This window comes from Mycolicibacterium tusciae (genome assembly GCF_002086795.1).
Classification (GTDB): domain Bacteria; phylum Actinomycetota; class Actinomycetes; order Mycobacteriales; family Mycobacteriaceae; genus Mycobacterium; species Mycobacterium tusciae.
This window is the reverse complement of record NZ_MVIM01000025.1, coordinates 26,820-46,782: the sequence shown is the minus strand read 5'-3', so window position 1 is coordinate 46,782 and position 19,963 is coordinate 26,820. Positions and strand designations below refer to the sequence as shown.

Here is a 19,963-nt window from a genome sequence, read left to right as displayed (position 1 = left end):
CGCTCCCGCCCCGCAAGGTCAGCCGGCGGCGCCCGCCCCCACGGCTCCGGCCACTGGACCAACTGGATAAAAGGGCCTGTTCCCCCGGGCGAAGCCTGGCGCCCGGGGGGACGCCCAAAAACCGCTAACCGCCGCCTCGTATTCTGTGGCGCATGTTCATCGTCGCGGTGTTGTGCCTGTGCGCCGCGGTCGCGATCGCGGGTCTCGGTGTTTGGCTGCTGGCCCGGCCACGGTCGGCGGATCCGATCCAATCTGTGCTCCGCGGGGTAGCCCCGACCCAGCTCGCCGCCGCGGCGATGCTGGCCGCCGCCGGCACCGTGGCGCTGTCAAGCCACCCCGACACCGCGCTCGTCGTGGTCGTCGTCTGCGTGGTCGGTGCCGTGAGCACCGTCGCGGCCGGCTGCTGGCAGGCGGCCAAGGTCATCGCAAGCCGAGAGGCGGTCGGTGCCGACGCTTGCGCTGGTGCCTGCGCGACATGCACGCTGTCCTGCAGCTGAACGGTTGCCGCGCAGCGCTTTTCAGTTGCGGCTGATATCGACCGGGTGTGTCGCGAGTAGCGACAGCGGCAGCGGCTGACGGCGCAGGACCCGGGCCCACAAATCCATCCGGGGCTCGGAGAGCACGTCAGTTGGCAACGCGGACAGCACAATCCAGTCGTCGCGCTCGATCTCACCCTCCAGCTGACCGATGGTCCACCCCGAGTAACCGGCGAAAATCCGCACCCCTTCGACCACTGGTGCGATCGAATCGGGGTCGGCGTCGAGATCCACCATCACCATGCGGCCCTGCACGTGCCGCAGCCCGGGCAGGCCGGTCGGGTCCATACCGACCCGCAGGGTCGCCAGGCACAGTGCGGCGTCGCGCTTGACCGGTCCCCCGATGAACATGGTCTTCGGTTTGGTGGCCAGCTTCGCCCACTGCGGCAGCACGTTGTAGACCGCGGTCTCGCTGGGCCGGTTCAGCACCACACCGAGCGTGCCGCCGTCGTTGTGCTCGACGATGTAGATGACACTGCGCCGGAACGTCGGCTCGAGCAGGTCGGTGTTGGCGAGCAGCAGTGTGCCCGCGCGGACCCGGTGTTTCGCAGGCGCTATGAAGTCCTCCGGGTCCTCTGAGTGCGCCATCACACCATCATCGCATCAGCAACCAGCGAACGTGGCGAACAAAGCCGGTCCGGCGGGATATTTGTACTGTGGGTCGGGGGGCCGCCGAACATCGATCGCCGCAAGCCGCCCGGCGATGCAACAGGGACGGGATTGTCGTGGTCGAGGCACGTTCGCCGCTCGCCCTGTGGCATTCGGTACGCGCCCTTCCCGAGTTTCGACGCCTGCTCGAGCTTCGGCTCGTCAGTCAGTTCGGTGACGGTCTGTTCGCCGCCGGCCTGGCGGGCGGGCTGCTGTTCAGCACCGAACGGGCCGCGACGCCGTGGGCCATCGCCGGTTCATTCGCCGTGCTCTATCTGCCGTACTCGCTGCTCGGCCCGTTCGCAGGCGCGCTGCTGGACCGCTGGGACCGCCGCCTGGTGCTCATTGGCGCCAACATCGGGCGCCTGCTCACGGTGGTGGTCGTCGCCGCGCTGCTCGCGGCCAGCGCTCACGATCTGGCGATTCTGGTGGCCGCGCTGATCGTCAACGGCTTCACCCGATTCGTCTCCTCGGGTCTGTCGGCGGCGCTGCCGCACGTGGTGCCGCGAGAGCAGGTGGTGTCCATGAACTCGGTCGCCACCGCGACCGGCGGGGCCGCCGCCTTCCTCGGCGCCATCTTCATGCTCCTGCCGCGCTGGCTCTTCGGGGCAAACGACGTCGGCGCCTCGACGATCATCTTCATCGTCGCGGTGCCGGTGGCGTTTGCGCTGTGGCTGTCGTGGCGCTTCCCGCCGCATCTGCTCGGTCCCGACGACAGCAAACGCGCGGTCCACGGATCGATCGTGTACGCGGTGGCCACCGGTTGGGGACATGGCGCCCGCACCGTCGCGGCGGTGCCGTCGGTGGCCGCAACGCTCGCGGGGCTGGCGGCGCACCGCATGGTGCTCGGCATCAACAGCCTCCTGGTGCTCGTCCTCGTCCGGCATGCCGACGTCGATGTGCCGGACGTCGCGGGTCTGGGGACGACGGCGTTGTTCTTCGCGGCCGTCGGCACCGGACAGTTCCTGGCCGCCGCGGTCATGCCGGTCGCCGTCGCGCGGTGGGGCCGATACGCGACGGCCAACGGGGCGTTGGCGATCGCCGCGGTGATTCAGGTACTGGGCTCAGGCCTGCATCTGCCGGTGATGATGGTGTGCGGCTTCCTCATCGGACTGGCGGGCCAGGTGGTCAAGCTCTGCGCCGACAGCGCGATGCAGCTGGACGTCGACGACGCGCTACGCGGCCACGTGTTCACCGTCCAGGATGCGCTGTTCTGGATCGCATTCATCCTCGCGGTGACGGCGTGCGCCGCGGTGATTCCTCCCGGCGGTCACCAACCGGCGCTGGCCCTCGCGGGTGCCGGCATCTACCTGCTCGGATTGGCCGCGCACGCCACGCTCGGGCGGAGCCGACGCCAAGGCTAAGGTGACGGCATGGCTGGTGCCGAGCCTATGGTCGCTGACCTGCGCGCCGAGAGCGACGAACTCGACGCGCTCGTGGCCGACCTTCCCGCCGCACGTTGGAGCGAGTCCACACCGTCGCCGGGATGGACCATCGCCCATCAGATCGCGCACCTGTTGTGGACCGATCGCGTCGCACTCACCGCCGTCACGGACGAAGCCGGATTCGCCGCCGTATTGGAGGAGGCGTCGAAGGACCCGTCGGGATTCGTCGATGCGGGCGCCGAAGAGCTGGCGTTGACGCCGCCGGACGCCCTGCTGGCCGATTGGCGCCGCACCCGCAGCCGTCTGCACGACGAGCTGTTGACGGTGGCCGACGGACGTAAGCTGCCGTGGTTCGGTCCGCCGATGAGCGCCCCGTCGATGGCTACCGCACGGCTGATGGAGACGTGGGCGCATGGTCTCGACGTCGCCGACGCCCTCGGTGTCGACCGGCCCGCCACCGCACGCCTGAAGTCGATCGCCCACATCGGCGTGCGGACCCGCGATTTCGCCTTCGCCGTCAATGGCCTTGCGCCACCGGCAGATCCGTTCCTCGTCGAGCTGAGCGCCCCGGACGGGTCGACGTGGTCGTGGGGGCCGGGCGACGCGGCGCAACGAGTCACCGGCTCGGCGCAGGACTTCTGCATGCTGGTCACGCAGCGCCGGCCACGGTCGCAGCTCGATGTGACGGCCACCGGTGCGGACGCCGAGCGGTGGCTCGGCATCGCGCAGGCGTTCGCCGGACCACCCGGGCCCGGGCGGGCGTGATCAGAGCTCGTCGGCTCCATCGGCCTTGCCGTCGGCATCACCGTCGCTCAGCTTGATGTCCCACCGGCCGTCGCCGTCGGTGTCGACGAAGGCGTGCTCGACGCTCACCGCGCGGTCGGCCAAGCCGTCGCCGTTGAAGTCCACTAGCCGGTCGTCGACCTCACCGTCGGCGTCGACGTCGACCACCAAACCCCCGGCGTGCTCAACCCCGTCGAGCCCGAACCACCTCAACGACCCGGCCCGGTCCAGGCTCACCGCCCAGGTTCCGGTGCCGTCGTCGGTGAAGTACGCCGCGTCGGACAGGTGATCGCGCACCAGCTGATCGGCCACGCCGTCGGCATCCAGGTCGGCCATCGCATCGTCGAGCAGACCGTCCCCGTCGAAGTCCAGACCGACGGCGTCGAGCGCACCATCGCTGTTCAGGTCGACATCCGGGGCAGCGCTCCAGATGGTGGCCGACCCGTCACCGTCGCCGAGGCAGTACTCCATACCGATCAGACGGTCTGGTCGCCCCGCGCGTTCCACCATCTGGTCAATTCCTCGACGGCTTCGTCATGTGACAGCGGGCCGCGGTCGAGTCGGAGCTCCTTGAGATACCGCCACGCCTCGCCGACCTGTGGCCCGGCCGGGATGTCGAGTAGCCGCATGATCTCGTTGCCGTCCAGATCCGGCCGCACGCGCGCCAGATCCTCCTTTGCGGCAAGCTCGGCGATGCGCGCCTCGAGATCGTCGTAGGCCGCCTGCAGGCGCGCCGCGCGCCGCTTGTTGCGGGTCGTGCAGTCGGCGCGAACCAGCTTGTGCAGTCTCGGCAACAACGGGCCGGCGTCGGTGACGTAGCGCCGCACTGCCGAATCGCTCCACCTGCCTGTCCCATTGCCGTCGGCGTAACCGTGGAACCGCAGGTGCAGATAGACCAGCTGCGAGACGTCCTCGATCATCTGCTTGGAGTACTTCAGCGCGCGCATCCGCTTGCGCGCCATCTTGGCGCCCACCACCTCGTGGTGGTGAAAGCTCACCCCGCCGTCGGCTTCGTGCCTGCGCGTGGACGGCTTGCCGATGTCGTGCAGCAGCGCTGCCCAGCGCAACACCAGATCTGGGCCGTCCGATTCCAGGTCGATCGCCTGCCGCAGCACCGTCAACGAATGCCAGTAGACGTCTTTGTGCTGATGGTGTTCGTCGATCGCCATCCGCATGCCGCCGACCTCCGGCAGCACCACGTCGCCAAGCCCGCTCTGCACCATCAGGTCGATACCGGCGACCGGGTCCGCGCCCAGCAGCAGCTTGTCCAGTTCGGCGGCCACGCGTTCGGCGGAGATGCGCTGCAACTGAGGTGCCATCTCGACGAGCGCCTCCACTACCCTCGGCGCAACGGTGAACCCGAGCTGCGAGACGAACCGGGCCGCGCGCAGCATCCGCAGCGGGTCGTCCCCGAACGAGATCTCCGGCGCCGCAGGCGTATCCAAAACCTTGGCCTGCACCGCCGCCAGGCCGCCGAGGGGATCGTGAAATTGTCCAAGACCGCCTGGGCCATTGGGGTCGATGCGCACGGCCATCGCGTTCGACGTGAAATCGCGGCGTACCAGATCGTCCTCGAGGCGGTCGCCGAACCGCACCTCCGGGTTGCGTGACACCTGGTCGTAGGTGTCGGCACGAAACGTGGTGATCTCCAGGCGGTCGTCGCCCTTGCCGACCCCGATCGTTCCGAACTCGATGCCGGTGTCCCATAGCGCGTCGGCCCACCCGCGCAGCATCGCCTGCAGCTGCTCCGGCCGCGCATCGGTGGTGAAGTCGAGGTCGTTGCCCAGACGGCCCAGCAAGGCATCGCGCACGCTGCCGCCGACGAGGAAGAGTTCGTGCCCCGCGTCAGCGAACACCCGGCCCAGCTGGCGCAGGACATCGCCATGCCGGTTCAGCGCAACTTGCGCCGCGGCAAGCAGTTCAGCATCAGCACCCGATCCGGCCACGTTCGGACACCCTAATAGCAACGGGTCCATCACGACCGGTGAGTGTGGCGGGAGCGATACTGCGTGGCAGCTACTATCGCTTGGGTGTCGGACGGCGAACATGCAAGACCACGACGGCGCCGCGGGCGACGTCGCGGCCGCCGCGCGGCAGGCCCTCCCGAGTCCGCTCCCCAGCCCGCCGAACACCACAACAACTCGTCCGGCGCGGCCATCGCTGGCGCGAAGGACCAGGTAAACGCCCAGCCCAAGCCGCAGAAGTCACGTCCGCGCCGGCCACCGGACCGGTTGCGCACCGTCCACGAGACCTCGGCGGGCGGGCTCGTCATCGACGGCATCGACGGGCCCAAAGACGGCCAGGTAGCCGCCCTCATCGGGCGCACCGACCGGCGCGGCCGGATGCTCTGGTCGCTGCCGAAAGGCCATATCGAACTCGGTGAGACCGCCGAACAGACCGCCATTCGCGAGGTCGCCGAAGAGACCGGAATCCAGGGCAGCGTGCTGGCCGCGCTGGGCAGCATCGACTACTGGTTTGTCACCGAGGGCCGCCGAGTGCACAAAACCGTGCACCATTACCTGATGCGATTCCTCGAAGGAGAGCTGTCCGACGAGGACGTCGAGGTCAGCGAGGTGGCCTGGGTGCCACTGAAGGAGCTGCCGTCGCGGCTGGCCTACGCCGACGAACGCCGCCTCGCCGAGGTCGCCGGTGAGCTCATCGACAGATTGCACGCGGACGGGCCCGCCGCGTTGCCGCCGCTGCCACGGACCTCACCGCGGCGACGGGCCCAGACGCACTCGCACACCCGCAACCGTCGTCCCGACGAAAAGACAACTCGGCGGACGAACGGCTGCGGCCAAGGGCCGTGATCACGGCGGGGCCGCGCATGTCCACTGTGGCGGTGGCGCGCCTGTTGCTCGCGGTCGGGATGTTGGCGATGTTCGTCGTGCCACTGGCGATCCCCCTCGCCGCCGCCGGTGAACCCGGCTCGACGCCGTTCCTGACGGTGCGCATCGACCGCGTCACCCCCGAGGTCGTCACCACGACCAGCGAACCCGTCGTGACCGTCGCCGGCATCGTGGAGAACGTCGGCGACCGTCCCGTGCGTGACGTGATGGTGCGCCTCGAGGACGCCGCGGCCGTCACGTCATCGGCGGGGCTGCGCACCAACCTCGCAGGCAACGTCGATCAGTTCGAGCCTGTGGCCCAATTCGTCACTCTTGCACCAGAATTGGCGCGTGGGGGCGCTGTCCCGTTCACGCTGTCCTACCCGCTGCGGTCCGCGGAGCAACCATCGCTCGGCATCGAGCGGCCCGGCGTCTACCCAGTGATGGTGAACGTCAACGGGACGCCCGACTACGGGTCGCCCGCACGCCTCGACGACGCCCGGTTCCTGCTGCCGGTGCTCGGCGTCCCGCCCGATCCGGCCGCCGACACCGACGACGCGCTGACGGCGGTGGTCCCGCCGGACACCTCCAAACCGGTCGGCCTGACCCTGCTGTGGCCCATCGCCGACCGGCCGCGGCTGGCCGCGGGCGCCCCCGGTGGCACCACGCCGATCCGGTTCATCGACGACGACCTCGCGACGTCCCTGGCACCCGGTGGACGGCTCGACACCCTGCTGTCGGCCGTCGAGTTCGCCACCGGCCCGCAGGTCGATCCCGAGGGGAACGTCCGCCTCGCGACGTGTCTGGCCGTCGACCCCGACTTGCTCGTCACCGTCAACGCCATGACGGGCGGCTACGTCGTCAACGACGGTCCCGACGCCGGGCCGGGCACCCCGACGCATCCCGGCAACGGCCAGGACGCCGCCGTGGCCTGGCTCAACCGGCTCCGCGGCCTCGCGCAGCGCATGTGCGTCGTCTCGACCACCTACGCGCAGGCCGACCTGGACGCGCTGCACCGGGTCGGTGATCCCGGACTGTCCACCATCGCGGTGAAGTCCGCGGGCGACATCGTCGACCAGATCCTCGGGATCGCGTCGGTCCGGGGCGCCAGCCTCATCGGCGACGGGCCCCTCACCGGGCCGGCGGTGCAGCTGCTGTCCGCCTTGGGCCCACGCCCGCAGGGCAGCGGAGAGCAGACCGTCGCGATCGGCGCCGCCGAGGTCGCGGCCTCGGATTCCGACGGCGCGAACGCCGCTCCAGAACCCGCCGAACTACGGCCGGTGCGCTACGCGCCGAACGTCGTCGCGGCGCCGTTCGACCCCGCGGTGGGCGCGGCGCTGGCCGGGGCGGGTTCCGAACCGGTCGCACCGTCATACCTCGACCCTTCACTGGACGTCCCGCTGCACCACGGTTCGGACGTGGCGCGCAGGCAAGACGCCGTCGGCGCGATGATGTGGCGAGCACTGCAGCCCGACATCGAGCCGCGCACCGAGATCCTGATGCCGCCGATGGCGTGGAGCCCACAGCCGGCGGACGCACAGGCGATCCTCACCGCGGCGGCCACCATGATCAACGCCGGGATGGCGCGGCCGCGCCCGTTGACCCAGGTGATCACCGACGGCAATGCCGTACCGCCGCAGCGCATCGCGCCGCTGCCCGAAGCCAACCTCGGGGATTCGCGCGGGCGGTTCGACGACGCCGTGGTGTCCGGCATCGCGGCGGTGACGGCCCGGCTGTGGGGTCTGACGACCGCACTGACCACCGACGAACGCACGGGCCTCACCGGCTACGGCTACACGGCGCCGCTGCGTGAGGACTCGCTGCGCGCGCTGAGCCAGTCGGTGCGACCGGATGCGCGCAACGGCCTTGCACAGCAACGGCTTACGACGGTGAGCCGCACAGTCGAAGACCTGTTCAACGCCGTCACCATCGTCAACCCCGGCGGCTCCTACACGCTGGCGACCGAACGCAGCCCCCTCCCCCTCGCCGTGCGCAACAACCTTCCCGTGCCGATCCGGGTGCGGCTGGACGTCGATGCGCCGCCGGGCATGACCGTGACCGACATCGGCGAGATCGTGGCGCCGCCCGGCTTCCTGCCGCTCAAGGTTCCGATCGAGGTGCACTTCACCCAGCGCGTCGCCGTCGACGTCGCACTGCGCACCGCCGACGGTCTACCACTCGGCGAACCCGTGCGGCTTTCAGTGCACTCCAACGCATACGGCAAGGTGCTGTTCTTCATCACGCTGACCGGCGGCGCGATCCTCGCGCTGCTTGTCGGCAGAAGGCTCTGGCACCGATTCCGCGGCCAGCCCGACCGCGCCGACCTCGACAGACCCGATCCCCTCGAGGTCGCGATGCGCTTCGACGAGGACACGGTTGCTCAGACCGGGGAGAAATGAGTCCCGTCCCCGGCGGCCCCCCGACGCCACCATCGCGAACCGGGCCGCCGCGGCCGGTCGGCGCCCGCAATCCGGTGCCCGGTCCCCCACCGCCGCCGCCTCGCAGGGGTTCGGCCCCACCGCCACGGCTGCCCCGCGGCCCCGCACCCAGGCGTCGCGCCGGACGCCCCGAATTGTCGGACGCCGCGGTCGTTTCGCGCTCGTGGGGCATGGCGTTCGCGACCCTGATCAGTCGGCTCACCGGATTCGCCCGCATCGTGCTGATCGCCACCATCCTCGGCGCCGCGCTGTCCAGTGCGTTCTCGGTGGCCTATCAACTGCCGAACCTCATCGCCGCGCTGGTGCTGGAGGCGACGTTCACCGCGATCTTCGTGCCCGTGCTCGCCCGCGCCGAACGCGACGACCCCGACGGCGGAACGGCGTTCGTGCGCCGGCTGGTCACCCTGGCGACCACGCTGCTGCTGCTCACCACCGCGCTGGCCATCGTGTCGGCGCCGCTGCTGGTGGAGCTGATGCTCGGCGCCGACCCTCTGGTGAACCGCGACCTCACCAAGGCGTTCGCATATCTGCTGCTGCCGCAGGTGCTGTTCTACGGGCTTTCCTCGGTGTTCATGGCGATCCTCAACACCCGCAACGTGTTCGGGCCGCCCGCGTGGGCCCCGGTGTGCAACAACGTCGTCGCGATCGCGACGCTTGGCCTCTATCTCGTTGTGCCTGGCGAGCTTTCGGTGGATCCGGTTCAAATGGGCAATGCGAAGCTGCTTGTCCTCGGCATCGGCATGACGCTGGGGACGGTGACGCAGGTGGTGGTGCTGCTCGTCGCGTTGCGGCGCGAGCGGGTCAGCCTGCGTCCGTTGTGGGGCATTGATGACCGGTTGAAGCAGTTCGGGGCGATGGCGTCGGCGATGGTGCTCTACGTGCTGATCAGTCAGATCGGCCTGATCGTCGGCAACCGAATCGCCAGTGGCGCTGCGGCTTCCGGCCCGGCGATCTACAACTACACCTGGCTCGTCCTGATGCTGCCGTTCGGCATGATCGGGGTGACGGTGTTGACGGTGGTGATGCCGCGGCTGAGCCGCAACGCCGCGGCCAACGACAATCCGGCGGTGCTGGCCGACCTGTCGTTGGCCACCCGGCTGACGATGGTGACGCTCATTCCGATCGTGGCGATGATGACGGTCGGCGGTCCGGCCATCGGCAGCGCGCTGTTCGCCTACGGGAACTTCGGCGATGTCGACGCCGGCTACCTCGGCATGGCGATCACGCTGTCGGCGTTCACGTTGATCCCGTATGCCCTGGTGCTGCTTCAGCTTCGCGTGTTCTACGCCCGGGAGCAGCCGTGGACGCCGATCGCTCTCATCGTTGTGATCACCGTCGTCAAGATCGCGGCGTCGGTGGCCGCGCCGCACCTCACCGATGATCCGGACCTGGTGGCCGGCTATCTCGGCCTGGCCAACGGGCTGGGGTTCCTCGTCGGCGCGATAGTCGGCTACTTTCTGCTGCGCGCGAACCTCAACCCGCCCGGTGGACGGCTCATCGGCCTGCAGGTGGTCCGCACCATCCTCGTCACGATCTGCGCGTCGCTGATCGCCGGCCTGATCGCCCACGTCGTCGACCAGCTGTTCGGTCTCGAGTCGCTGACCACCAATTGGGGTGGCGCCGGGTCGTTGCTGCGGCTGCTGGTGCTCGGCCTGATCATGGTGCCGACGATCGCCGGTGTGCTTCTCGCGGCCAAGGTGCCGGAAGCAGAGGCCGCCCTCGCTGCGGTGAGTCGCCGCCTGGGCCGCCCCCGACCTGTGCCCGAGACCCTGGGCCCACGTCTGGAGGGCAGGGGAGGGAGGGAGGCCTCACCACCGAGAATGCTGCCCGACCAGCCTCCGCCGGGCACTCCCCTCACGTACGCTCGTCAGAGGAATTCGTCCGCGTCAATACGGCGCCCGGCACCGCCGGTCGGAAGGCGGGAACCCTCGGGGGAGGTTGTCAGGGATGGAATGGGGAAAGGACCAGCGGTGAGCAACGAACCCGCAGGCGGCTCCGGGCCCGACAACACCGCCACGGCGAAGATCCCGGTACCGCCGCCCCCGAACGACCGCGAATCCCCGGTGTCCGCCGACGACTTCCAGCCCGACGTGCCGACTCCTGATGTCCCCGCCGCCCCGTCGCCCGCCGATTTCAAGGCGACCGTGCAGGAGCCCGTCGACTTCGGCGCAACGGCCCGCCTTTCGACGGCGGAACCCAACGGCACCGCGCCGATCCCGGCATCCGGCCGGCCGCCGTCGGACTACGGCGGCGATCCGACCCGCGAATCGCTGCCCTTCGACGTGCCGCGCGAGCCGCCGATTGAGGCAGCGACGTCTGATGAGGATGTCCATCTGATCCCCGGCGCGGTGATCGGCGGCGGCCGGTATCGGTTGCTCGTCTTCCACGGCGGACCCCCGACGCTGCAGTTCTGGCAGGCGCTCGACACCGCGCTCGATCGCCAGGTGGCGCTGACATTCGTCGACCCGGACGCGACGCTGCCCGACGAGCAGTTGCAGAAGATCCTGGCCGCCACCCTCAAGCTGAGCCGCTTGGACATGCCCGGTGTGGCCCGGGTGCTCGACGTGGCGAACACCGGTTCGGGTGGTCTGGTGGTTTCGGAGTGGATCCGGGGCGGGTCCCTGGCCGAGGTGGCCGAGACGTCGCCCTCCCCGATTGGTGGCGCGCGGGCGATTCAATCGCTGGCGGCCGCCGCTGAGGCGGCGCACCGGGCGGGTGTCGCGATGTCGATCGATCACCCCAGCCGCGTACGGGTGAGCATCGAGGGCGACGTCGCGCTGGCGTTTCCGGCGACGCTGCCCGATGCCACCCCGGAAGATGACATCCGCGGTATCGGCGCCGCGCTGTACGCGCTGCTGATCAACAAGTGGCCATTGCCCGAGACGGGCGTGCGCAGCGGTTTGGAGTCCGCCGAACTCGATCCCGCGGGACAGCCGGTCGAACCGCGCTCGGTCGACCGTCAGATTCCGTTCCAGATCTCGGCGGCGGCGGCGCGCGCGGTGCAGGAGGGCGGCGGGATCCGTAGTGCGCCGACGCTGCTGAACCTGCTGCAGCAGGCCACCGCGGTCGCCGATCGCACCGAGCTCATCGAGCCCGTCGACGACCCGGTGGCTGCGCCTGCGCCGCAACGGTTGCGCGAGCGAGACCCCGAGGATCCCGACGCACAAGCCCGCCGCCGCAAGGCTCTGCTGATCGGGCTCAGCGTCGGCGGCGCGATCCTCATCGTCGCGCTGGTGGTGCTCGGCACCGTGCTGACCCGGATCTTCGGCGACGTCGGCGATGGACTCGGCGGTGACGAACTGGGGCTCAATGCGCCCGGTACGTCGGAGGCCGGCGACGGCGGTACCGGGGAAAGCGTGAAACCCGTTTCGGCGACGGTCTTTTCGCCCGAGGGCGAGGCGGACGCACCCGCCGAGGCCGGCCTCGCGATCGACGGCAACCCGACGACCGTGTGGCCGATCGACACCTACACCGACCCGGTGCCGTTCCCGAACTTCAAGAACGGTGTCGGGCTCATTCTGCAACTGCCCGAGCCCACCAAGGTCGGCGAGGTCGACATCGACCTCAACAGCACGGGCACGGCCGTGGAGATCCGGTCGGCGCAGTCGCAGACACCGGCCTCGCTGACCGACACGACCGTGCTGAAGTCGGCCACCTCGCTGCAGCCCGGTCAGAACACCATCAAGCTCGACAACGCCGAACCGACGTCCTACCTGTTGGTCTGGGTGTCGACCCTGGGCACCGTCGACGGCGAGAACCGTTCGGACATCGCAGAGATCACGCTGAAGGCGGCGGGGTAACCGAGCTATCCAAAGCCCGGTAAAGATGACGGCGGGGCCCCTGCTCGCCGTGCACTCGCGGCCACCCGCCGCTCGGACAAGCCTGAGACACAAGATGATTCGGTGAGCCGGACCTGACTCGAGAAAGTTGACTTGATGTTGCAGGTATGCCCTAACGGTCCTCACGATCGACGACACCATCCTCACGTGCCCATAACAGTGGCCGACGTCGTTGCCAGCGTCGAGACATCGCTCGAAGCCGGGGCGAGTGAAGTCCACGTGCACCCGAAGGATGGCGGGGGGCGAGACAGTCTCGATCCCGTGCACGTCGATCCGCTGGTCGAGGCGTTGCGCGCACGGTGTGGCGCGGTGCCCGTCGGAGTCACCACCGGAATCTGGGCGGTCACCGACCACCGACAACGTATGCAGTACGTCGAGCAATGGGGCAGTCACCCCGATTACGCGTCGGTCAACTGGCACGAGCCCGGTGCCGCGGAACTCGCAGACCTCCTTCTCGACAAGGGAATCGGCGTGGAGGCCGGCCTCTGGTATCAGGATGCGGCGGAATCATTTCGCGATACACGCGGGCGCGCGAATGCACGAGGATTCTGATCGAAGGCACAAACCCAGACGCGGACGCGGCCATTGACGAGGTGGAGCAGATGATCGACTGTGTCGCCGATCTTGGGCTGCCAATCCTGCTTCACGGTGAGGGGACGAACGCCTGGCCGCTGCTCAGGCTTGCAATGGACAACAATTTGGACTCGCGGATCGGTCTAGAAGACACCTTCACACTTCCTGATGGCCGCACCGCCGACACCAACGCTGAGCTGGTTCGCGCTGCGCTATCGGGCAGCTGCCGTCCGAAGCCCAACCCCTGCTAACTGCCCGGCAATGGATCGCGAAGCTCGAGGATTTGGTCAGCCACCGACTTTGCCCATCTCCGAACTGTGCGGCGATATGTGTGCTCACTCGAGGTGTCGACATCGCGGATCGTGTACGGCCACTCCCTCTGTAGCCGTTGGCTGGTCGCCGAGTCCGGGCTTACCACTTTGGTCGCGCCGTCGGTATGCCTCCTGAGTTCTTTCATGGTGTACGGATCGGGAGGACGGTCGATGTGCCGGATGATGAACCGGGCGGCATCGGCAGTGACACCGTCCGCATAAATCCCGTGCTGCAGCATGTATGTCGCCACGGTCAGGTGGTGCACCGTCCCGTACCGGGAATCGCTGTAGTCCAGCACCAAGCACGCGTCAAAGGCGGCGCGGCAGTCGCACGCACCGCATCGCGGGCAACAAGGCGCCGTCATCCGTTTCAGCATAGGACCGCTCGCGCCGTCGACACCGTTGGACGCGAACGCACGTCGTTGAGCGGCGGGGTAACCGAGCTATCCCCAGCCCCGCAAAGATGTGTCGGAAGGGCCCCTGCGGGCCGTTTAGTGTTCGGCTGTGGGGACCTTCGGCGACAGCGGCCGCACCGATGCAGAGTTGCTCGCCGCGCACGTCGCAGGCGAGCAATACGCGTTCGAGGAGCTGTTCCGCCGCCATCACCGCCAGCTGTACCGGCTCGCCCAGCTGACCAGCCGCAACCCGGACGACGCCGCCGACGCCATGCAGGACGCGATGCTGTCGGCGCACCGCACCGCTCCGGCCTTCCGCCATGACGCCGCCGTCAGCAGTTGGTTGTATCGCATCGTGGTCAACGCCTGCTTGGATCGGTTGCGCCGCAACAAGACCCGTCCGACCACCACACTGCTCGACGACACCTGCCACGCCGGCGATCCCATGCCGCACGTGGACACTGCGATCGTGGTCGAGCGCGCGCTGATGCGGTTGCCCGTCGAACAACGCGCGGCCGTGGTTGCGGTCGACATGCAGGGCTACTCCGTGGTCGAGACGGCTCGGATGCTCGGTGTCGCCGAGGGGACCGTGAAGAGCCGCTGTTCGCGCGCCCGGCGCAAGCTCGCCGAGACGCTGGATTATTTCGCGCTCGATGGAACCGCAGCGGCCTCGTCATCGTCTAATCCCCCGGTGATGGAGACTGGCTGACGTCAGGGCAACCGGCGGGAGCACGCGATGGACAACGGCACCGAGGACGACCTCGATCCCGCGGTGGTCGAGCGTGTCCGTCGCGATCTCACCGAGCTGGGGTCGGATGAAGCTTCGGCGCCCGACGTGCCGCCGGAGGTGACGGAGCGCGTCCTCGCCGCCCTACGCGCCGAACCCGCCCACACGGTCGCGCGGCCACTGCTGCGGCGGCTGCAGGTCATCGGGCTCGTCGCCGGCCTCGGCGCCGCGGTGACCGCCGTCATCGTCGGTGCCGTGATGTTGAACCGCCCCGAGTCACCCACGTTTCCCACCGGTCCGACCGCCAAGATGATCACCGTCGAGCGGTCCACCGCGATACCGCTGCCTCACCCGCAGATCATCGAGCTGCTGTCACGGACCCCGGACTACGGGCCGCTGACCGACCCCGGGCGCCGCGGCTCCTGCCTCGGGGGACTGGGCTATCCCCCGGGAACGACGGTGCTGGGCGCCCGGCCACTGGACATGCGGGGACAGCCCGGGGTACTGCTGCTGCTTCCCGGCGATTCAGCCGACGATGTCGTGGCCGTCGTGGTCGAGCCGGGTTGCAGCGGGGCTCACACCGGCCTGTTGGCGAAGTCCTTGGTCAGTCGGACGTAATCTGTCCACCAGACCGGGCGGGAACACCCACGCCTAGGCTGGTGTTACACCCGTGCCGGTTGCGAATCGGCAGAAAGGCGAAAGGCGCTCATGACCTCCAACCCCACGGTTCATGACCTGATCGTCATCGGATCCGGGCCCGCGGGCTACACCGCGGCCATTTACGCGGCGCGCGCCCAGCTGGCCCCGCTCGTATTCGAGGGCATCCAGTTCGGCGGCGCTCTGATGACCACCACCGAGGTAGAGAACTACCCCGGCTTCCGCGACGGCATCACCGGTCCCGAACTGATGGACCAGATGCGTGAACAGGCGCTGCGCTTCGGCGCCGATCTGCGGATGGAGGACGTGGACTCCGTCTCGCTGGAGGGCCCCATCAAGACCGTCACCGTCGGTGACGAGACCTATCAAGCGCGCGCCGTCATTCTCGCGATGGGCGCGCAAGCCCGCCACCTGGGAGTTCCCGGTGAGGAAGCCCTGATCGGCATGGGTGTCAGCACCTGTGCCACGTGCGACGGCTTCTTCTTCCGCGACGAGGACATCGTCGTGGTCGGCGGCGGCGACTCCGCGATGGAGGAGGCGACGTTCCTCACCCGCTTCGCCCGCAGCGTGACGATCGTGCACCGCCGCGAGGAGTTCCGCGCATCCCGCATCATGCTGGAGCGCGCTCGCGCCAACGAGAAGATCACCTTCCTGACCAACACCCAGGTCGTCGCGATCGAGGGCGATCCCAAGGTCAGCGGTGTGCGGCTGCGCAGTACCGTGACCGGCGAGGAATCCAAGCTCGACGTGACCGGCGTGTTCGTCGCCGTGGGCCACGATCCTCGCTCGGAGTTGGTGCGCGGACAGGTCGACCTGGACGAAGACGGCTACGTGCAGGTCAAGCAGCACAGCACCGCGACCTCTGTGGAAGGCGTCTTCGCCGCGGGCGACCTCGTCGATCACATCTACCGACAGGCCATCACCGCAGCGGGCACGGGCTGCTCGGCGTCGATCGACGCAGAGCGTTGGCTCGCCGAAATCGGTTCTGCCCCAAGCGATGAAGCAACCGCCACCCCCGTACGTTAGGAGTTGTACCCATGACTGAGACCTCGGCCGGAAAGGCCACCGTCACCGTCACCGACGATTCGTTCTCCAGCGATGTGCTGTCGAGCAGTACCCCTGTGCTGGTGGACTTCTGGGCCACCTGGTGTGGTCCGTGCAAGATGATCGCCCCCGTGCTCGAGGAGATCGCCGGCGAGAACGCCGGTCAGTTGACCGTCGCCAAACTCGACGTCGACGCGAATCCCGCGACCGCACGTGATTTTCAGGTGGTCTCGATTCCGACGTTGATCCTGTTCAAGGATGGTGCGCCGGTGAAGCGGATCGTCGGCGCAAAAGGCAAGGCAGCCTTGCTGCGCGAACTCGCTGACGTGGTGTAACGCCCCCTAGCTTCGCTGTGGGCCCGACCCCTAGCTTCGTCCCCTAGCTTCGTCCCCTAGCTTCGCTGTGGGCCCATGTGGGCCTTGGTGGGCCCCCAATCGGGCCCGGCGGATACCCGCCTGGCGTTTTCTCGATTCGCAGATCCGTCTGAGACAATGCTGTCTAGCTTTATTACGTCGTGTCGGCGTTGTGCGACCGCCGGCAACCGTGACCGAAAGGCCGCCTATGTCGAGTCTGCGTCGCGGTGACCGCGGAAGTGCGGTCACCGAGATCCGGGCTGCTTTGACGTCCTTGGGCATGGTCGAGAATCCCGACGACGACATCACCACCGGCCGACACGTCGCGCTCGACGTATTCGACGGCGAACTCGACCATGCGGTGCGCGCATTCCAACAGCACCGCGGCCTGTTGGTCGACGGGATCGTCGGTGAAGCGACGTACCGCGCGCTGAAAGAAGCCTCCTACCGCCTGGGCGCACGCACGCTCAACCATCAGTTCGGCGCTCCGATGTTCGGCGACGACGTTGCGACACTCCAGGCGCGGCTGCAGGATCTCGGCTTTTACACCGACATGGTCGACGGACATTTCGGACTGCACACGCATAACGCGCTGATGTCGTACCAGCGTGAGTACGGGCTGTATCCGGACGGCATCTGTGGCCCAGAAACGTTGCGCTCCTTGTACTTTCTGGGTTCACGCGTCACCGGTGGCTCTCCGCACGCGATCCGTGAAGAGGAGCTCGTTCGTAGCTCCGGTCCGCGGCTGTCAGGCAAGAGGATCATCATCGATCCGGGCCGCGGGGGCGACGACCACGGGTTGATCATGCAGAGCCCCGACGGTCCGATCAGCGAGGCCGACATCCTGTGGGATCTGGCGAGTCGGCTCGAGGGGCGCATGACCGCGATCGGTATGGAGACGTTCCTGTCTCGCCCCGTCAACCGTTCGCCGTTCGACGCCGCACGGGCCATGACCGCCAACACGGTGGGCGCTGACCTCATGATCAGCCTGCGCTGCGCCACCCAGCCGAGCCCGGCCGCCAACGGCGTCGCATCGTTTCACTTCGGCAACTCACACGGTTCGGTGTCCACCATCGGACGCAACCTCGCCGACTTCATTCAACGAGAAGTTGTGGCGCGCACCGGATTACGTGACTGCCGCACCCACGGGCGGACCTGGGATCTGCTGCGGCTCACCCGCATGCCCACGGTGCAGGTCGACGTCGGCTACGTGACCAATCCGCGCGACCGCGGACTGCTGGTCTCGAGCCATACCCGGGACTCGATCGCCGAGGGCATCCTGGCCGCGGTCAAGCGCCTGTACTTGCTCGGCAAGAACGATCGGCCTACTGGCACATTCACTTTCGCCGAACTGCTGGCGCACGAACTCTCCGTCGACCAGGCCGGGCGCGTCAGCCCGAGCTAGCGTTGGCACGCCCCCTAGCAGGGGCTGGCGCCCGCTCCGACCGGCTGTTGCAGCTGAGCGCTTTCCAGCAGGCGCTCCAGAGCCGCCTCGACATCGGCCTTCCAGCCCAATCCCTGTTCCAACTCCAGCCGCAGCCGCGGAAAGTACGGGTGCGGCGAGACAACCACGAAGCCGGCGTCCTGCAGCACGTCGACATCGAGCACACACTGGTCGACCGAACAGTCCCCCAGCACCTCGATGATCGGGCGCAGGATCGGCGACACCGCCTGCGGGTCGGTCAGATCGGACGCATCGGCGGTATGGCCGAACGCCTCGAGCGCGCGCACGCCACGACGTACGAGATCACCGACCACCGCCGCGATCAGAGTGCGCGGTAAGGCATCTGCGCCATCCCCGGGCTCCACTCCCAGGGTCGTCAGCAGTACCGCGTCGGCACTGACCGGACCGGACGGGAAATGCCGGGCCCGCGGCACCGCGCGCGGCGGCGCATAGAACGCGTAGCCCAGGCAGGCCTCGTCGCCGGTCGGCACGGCGTCGTCCCCCATCGAATCCGGACACTGCACCGCTATCTGCCCGCACGCACCCCATTCGAGCATGACCATCGAGAGCCACGCTTCCTTCTCGAACTCGGGGTCCCACAGCTGGTTCCCACCCGCTTGCGAACCCTGCAGGGTCGACGGATCGACCTCCCAGAACACGCAACGGCGAGCGTGCTTGGGCAGCTGCTCGAAAGCTTCGAGCCGCATGGGCGTGATACGTGGCGGCACTAGCCTCTCCGGGTTTCGCACGGGGTCGATGTGCACGGATGCCACTCCAGGATAGAAGGGCGCGGCGCAGATGGCGCCAGATCTGCGCTGAGAACCTCGAGCGGCCGTGGCATTGTCCAAAGCTGTTGATACACAGTCATTTCCACTCAGGGCCGACGGGCACGGGCACTCTCCCCAGGGTACGTGTCACAGTGACGTAACTGCCGCGGGTTAGGGGTCAGCGGTTGGACGCGCTCATTAGTTCAACTATGCGTTGTAGGTCCTCGACCGACCCGAACTCCACCACGATCTTGCCTTTGCGTTTGCCGAGAGCGACGGTGACGCGGGTGTCGAAGGCCGTCGACAGCCGCTCAGCAACATCCTGTAGCCCTGGCATGTGGATCGGCTTGCGCCGGGGCGCCGCGGGCGCCGCCGGGCCGGCGCTGTTGGCCAGCGTGACGGCCTCCTCCGTCGCGCGCACCGAAAGCCCCTCGGCGACAATGCGTGCGGCGAGTTCCTCCTGCTGCTCTGCTCCGCCCTCGAGCGAGAGCAGCGCGCGGGCGTGCCCAGCCGACAGCACGCCGGCCGCCACCCGCCGCTGCACCGCGATCGGCAGCCGCAACAGCCGGATCATGTTGCTGATGAGCGGACGCGAACGACCGATGCGTGAGGCAAGTTCATCGTGGGTGACGCCGAACTCGTCGAGCAGCTGCTGATACGCGGCGGCCTCTTCCAACGGGTTCAGTTGGACGCGATGGATGTTCTCGAGCAAGGCGTCGCGAAGCATGTTGTCGTCGCCGGTCTCCCGGACGATCGCCGGGATGGTCGCCAGCCCCGCCTCCTGCGCGGCCCGCCACCGGCGCTCCCCCATCACGATCTGATACTTCGGCGTGGCCGCGCCGGGCAACGCACGCACGACAATGGGTTGCATGAGGCCGAACTCGCGAATCGAGTGCACCAGTTCGGCGAGCGCTTCCTCATCAAAGACCTGGCGGGGCTGCTTTGGATTGGGTTCGATCGCCGACGGATCGATCTCGCGGTACACGGCGCCCGATACGTTGACCGGTCCACCGATCACCACATCGGCAGCGGCGTCACCCATCCGGCCGAGCGACGATTGTTCACCATCGGACGGACCGGTGGGGATGAGCGACGCCAGCCCGCGGCCCAGACCGCTGCGCTTGCCTTTGGGTTGAGTCATCCAGATCTCCTCATCGGTGGGTGGGCCCCCGCTTGCGTGGGGAGTGCCCTCGTCCCCTGTCCCCTGCTGACGCGTGGGCCCATGCGCGTGGGCC

The 19,963-nt window shown here is 68.4% G+C and carries 19 protein-coding genes; 13 read left to right on the top strand and 6 right to left on the bottom strand.

The window, feature by feature from the left end:
- The first annotated feature begins 152 nt into the window (after window positions 1-152).
- A complete protein-coding gene (locus tag BST47_RS28200) occupies window positions 153-497 on the top strand; it encodes a hypothetical protein (protein WP_083129124.1) in 345 nt (114 codons plus the stop codon).
- A 21-nt stretch (window positions 498-518) separates the two neighbouring features.
- Here BST47_RS28200 and BST47_RS28195 read toward each other — a convergent pair whose 3' ends face one another.
- Complete coding sequence (locus BST47_RS28195; protein WP_083129123.1) at window positions 519-1,124, bottom strand: YqgE/AlgH family protein; 606 nt, start codon at window positions 1,122-1,124, stop codon at window positions 519-521.
- Window positions 1,125-1,261: 137 nt separating this feature from the next.
- Between BST47_RS28195 and BST47_RS28190 the strand changes: the two genes are divergently transcribed.
- Complete coding sequence (locus BST47_RS28190; RefSeq protein WP_083129122.1) at window positions 1,262-2,548, top strand: MFS transporter; 1,287 nt, start codon at window positions 1,262-1,264, stop codon at window positions 2,546-2,548.
- Window positions 2,549-2,557: 9 nt separating this feature from the next.
- The gene (locus BST47_RS28185) at window positions 2,558-3,334 is read left to right on the top strand and encodes a TIGR03084 family metal-binding protein (protein ID WP_083129121.1); all 777 of its coding nucleotides are present in this window, start codon (window positions 2,558-2,560) and stop codon (window positions 3,332-3,334) included.
- Here BST47_RS28185 and BST47_RS28180 read toward each other — a convergent pair whose 3' ends face one another.
- Both BST47_RS28180 and BST47_RS28175 read right to left on the bottom strand, forming a co-directional pair.
- Window positions 3,335-3,823, bottom strand: a complete 489-nt coding sequence (locus tag BST47_RS28180) for a pullulanase (RefSeq protein WP_083129128.1) — start codon at window positions 3,821-3,823, stop codon at window positions 3,335-3,337.
- A 5-nt stretch (window positions 3,824-3,828) separates the two neighbouring features.
- A complete protein-coding gene (locus BST47_RS28175) occupies window positions 3,829-5,328 on the bottom strand; it encodes a CCA tRNA nucleotidyltransferase (protein ID WP_083129120.1) in 1,500 nt (499 codons plus the stop codon).
- Window positions 5,329-5,382: 54 nt separating this feature from the next.
- Between BST47_RS28175 and BST47_RS28170 the strand changes: the two genes are divergently transcribed.
- The 5 genes from BST47_RS28170 to BST47_RS30820 all read left to right on the top strand — a co-directional run bounded on the left by BST47_RS28170 (window position 5,383) and on the right by BST47_RS30820 (window position 13,281).
- On the top strand, window positions 5,383-6,162 hold the full coding sequence (locus BST47_RS28170) for an NUDIX hydrolase (RefSeq protein ID WP_083129119.1): 780 nt from the start codon (window positions 5,383-5,385) through the stop codon (window positions 6,160-6,162).
- 17 nt (window positions 6,163-6,179) lie between these two features.
- On the top strand, window positions 6,180-8,579 hold the full coding sequence (locus BST47_RS28165; RefSeq protein ID WP_107529116.1) for a DUF6049 family protein: 2,400 nt from the start codon (window positions 6,180-6,182) through the stop codon (window positions 8,577-8,579).
- Window positions 8,576-12,418: a murein biosynthesis integral membrane protein MurJ gene (gene murJ, locus BST47_RS28160; RefSeq protein WP_083129118.1), complete on the top strand. Its 3,843-nt coding sequence runs from the start codon at window positions 8,576-8,578 to the stop codon at window positions 12,416-12,418. Before BST47_RS28165 ends, murJ begins: the two co-directional genes overlap by 4 nt.
- Before the next feature lie 135 nt (window positions 12,419-12,553).
- Window positions 12,554-13,009 (top strand): 3-keto-5-aminohexanoate cleavage protein, encoded by a 456-nt coding sequence (locus tag BST47_RS28155; protein WP_083129117.1) that lies wholly within the window; start codon window positions 12,554-12,556, stop codon window positions 13,007-13,009.
- 41 nt (window positions 13,010-13,050) lie between these two features.
- On the top strand, window positions 13,051-13,281 hold the full coding sequence (locus BST47_RS30820; protein WP_474623430.1) for a 3-keto-5-aminohexanoate cleavage protein: 231 nt from the start codon (window positions 13,051-13,053) through the stop codon (window positions 13,279-13,281).
- Here the strand turns inward: BST47_RS30820 and BST47_RS28145 are convergent.
- Window positions 13,278-13,706 (bottom strand): DUF5946 family protein, encoded by a 429-nt coding sequence (locus BST47_RS28145; RefSeq protein WP_165799857.1) that lies wholly within the window; start codon window positions 13,704-13,706, stop codon window positions 13,278-13,280. The genes BST47_RS30820 and BST47_RS28145 overlap by 4 nt on opposite strands.
- A gap of 139 nt (window positions 13,707-13,845) precedes the next feature.
- On the opposite strand from BST47_RS28145, the gene sigM reads away from it, so the two are divergent.
- The 5 genes from sigM (at window position 13,846) to BST47_RS28120 (ending at window position 17,922) form a co-directional block, all read left to right on the top strand.
- Window positions 13,846-14,445 (top strand): RNA polymerase sigma factor SigM, encoded by a 600-nt coding sequence (gene sigM / locus BST47_RS28140; protein WP_083129114.1) that lies wholly within the window; start codon window positions 13,846-13,848, stop codon window positions 14,443-14,445.
- Window positions 14,446-14,472: 27 nt separating this feature from the next.
- A complete protein-coding gene (locus BST47_RS28135; RefSeq protein WP_083129113.1) occupies window positions 14,473-15,081 on the top strand; it encodes an RsmA family anti-sigma factor in 609 nt (202 codons plus the stop codon).
- Window positions 15,082-15,171: 90 nt separating this feature from the next.
- A complete protein-coding gene (gene trxB / locus BST47_RS28130; protein WP_083129112.1) occupies window positions 15,172-16,146 on the top strand; it encodes a thioredoxin-disulfide reductase in 975 nt (324 codons plus the stop codon).
- Window positions 16,147-16,157: 11 nt separating this feature from the next.
- On the top strand, window positions 16,158-16,499 hold the full coding sequence (gene trxA / locus BST47_RS28125; RefSeq protein ID WP_083129111.1) for a thioredoxin: 342 nt from the start codon (window positions 16,158-16,160) through the stop codon (window positions 16,497-16,499).
- Window positions 16,500-16,725: 226 nt separating this feature from the next.
- Window positions 16,726-17,922 carry an N-acetylmuramoyl-L-alanine amidase gene (locus BST47_RS28120; RefSeq protein WP_083129110.1) on the top strand — a complete coding sequence of 399 codons (1,197 nt, stop codon included), beginning with the start codon at window positions 16,726-16,728 and terminating at the stop codon, window positions 17,920-17,922.
- Window positions 17,923-17,936: 14 nt separating this feature from the next.
- Here BST47_RS28120 and BST47_RS28115 read toward each other — a convergent pair whose 3' ends face one another.
- Window positions 17,937-18,689 (bottom strand): acetyltransferase, encoded by a 753-nt coding sequence (locus BST47_RS28115; RefSeq protein ID WP_083129109.1) that lies wholly within the window; start codon window positions 18,687-18,689, stop codon window positions 17,937-17,939.
- A 217-nt stretch (window positions 18,690-18,906) separates the two neighbouring features.
- Complete coding sequence (locus BST47_RS28110; RefSeq protein ID WP_083129108.1) at window positions 18,907-19,869, bottom strand: ParB/RepB/Spo0J family partition protein; 963 nt, start codon at window positions 19,867-19,869, stop codon at window positions 18,907-18,909.
- Window positions 19,870-19,963: the final 94 nt, after the last annotated feature.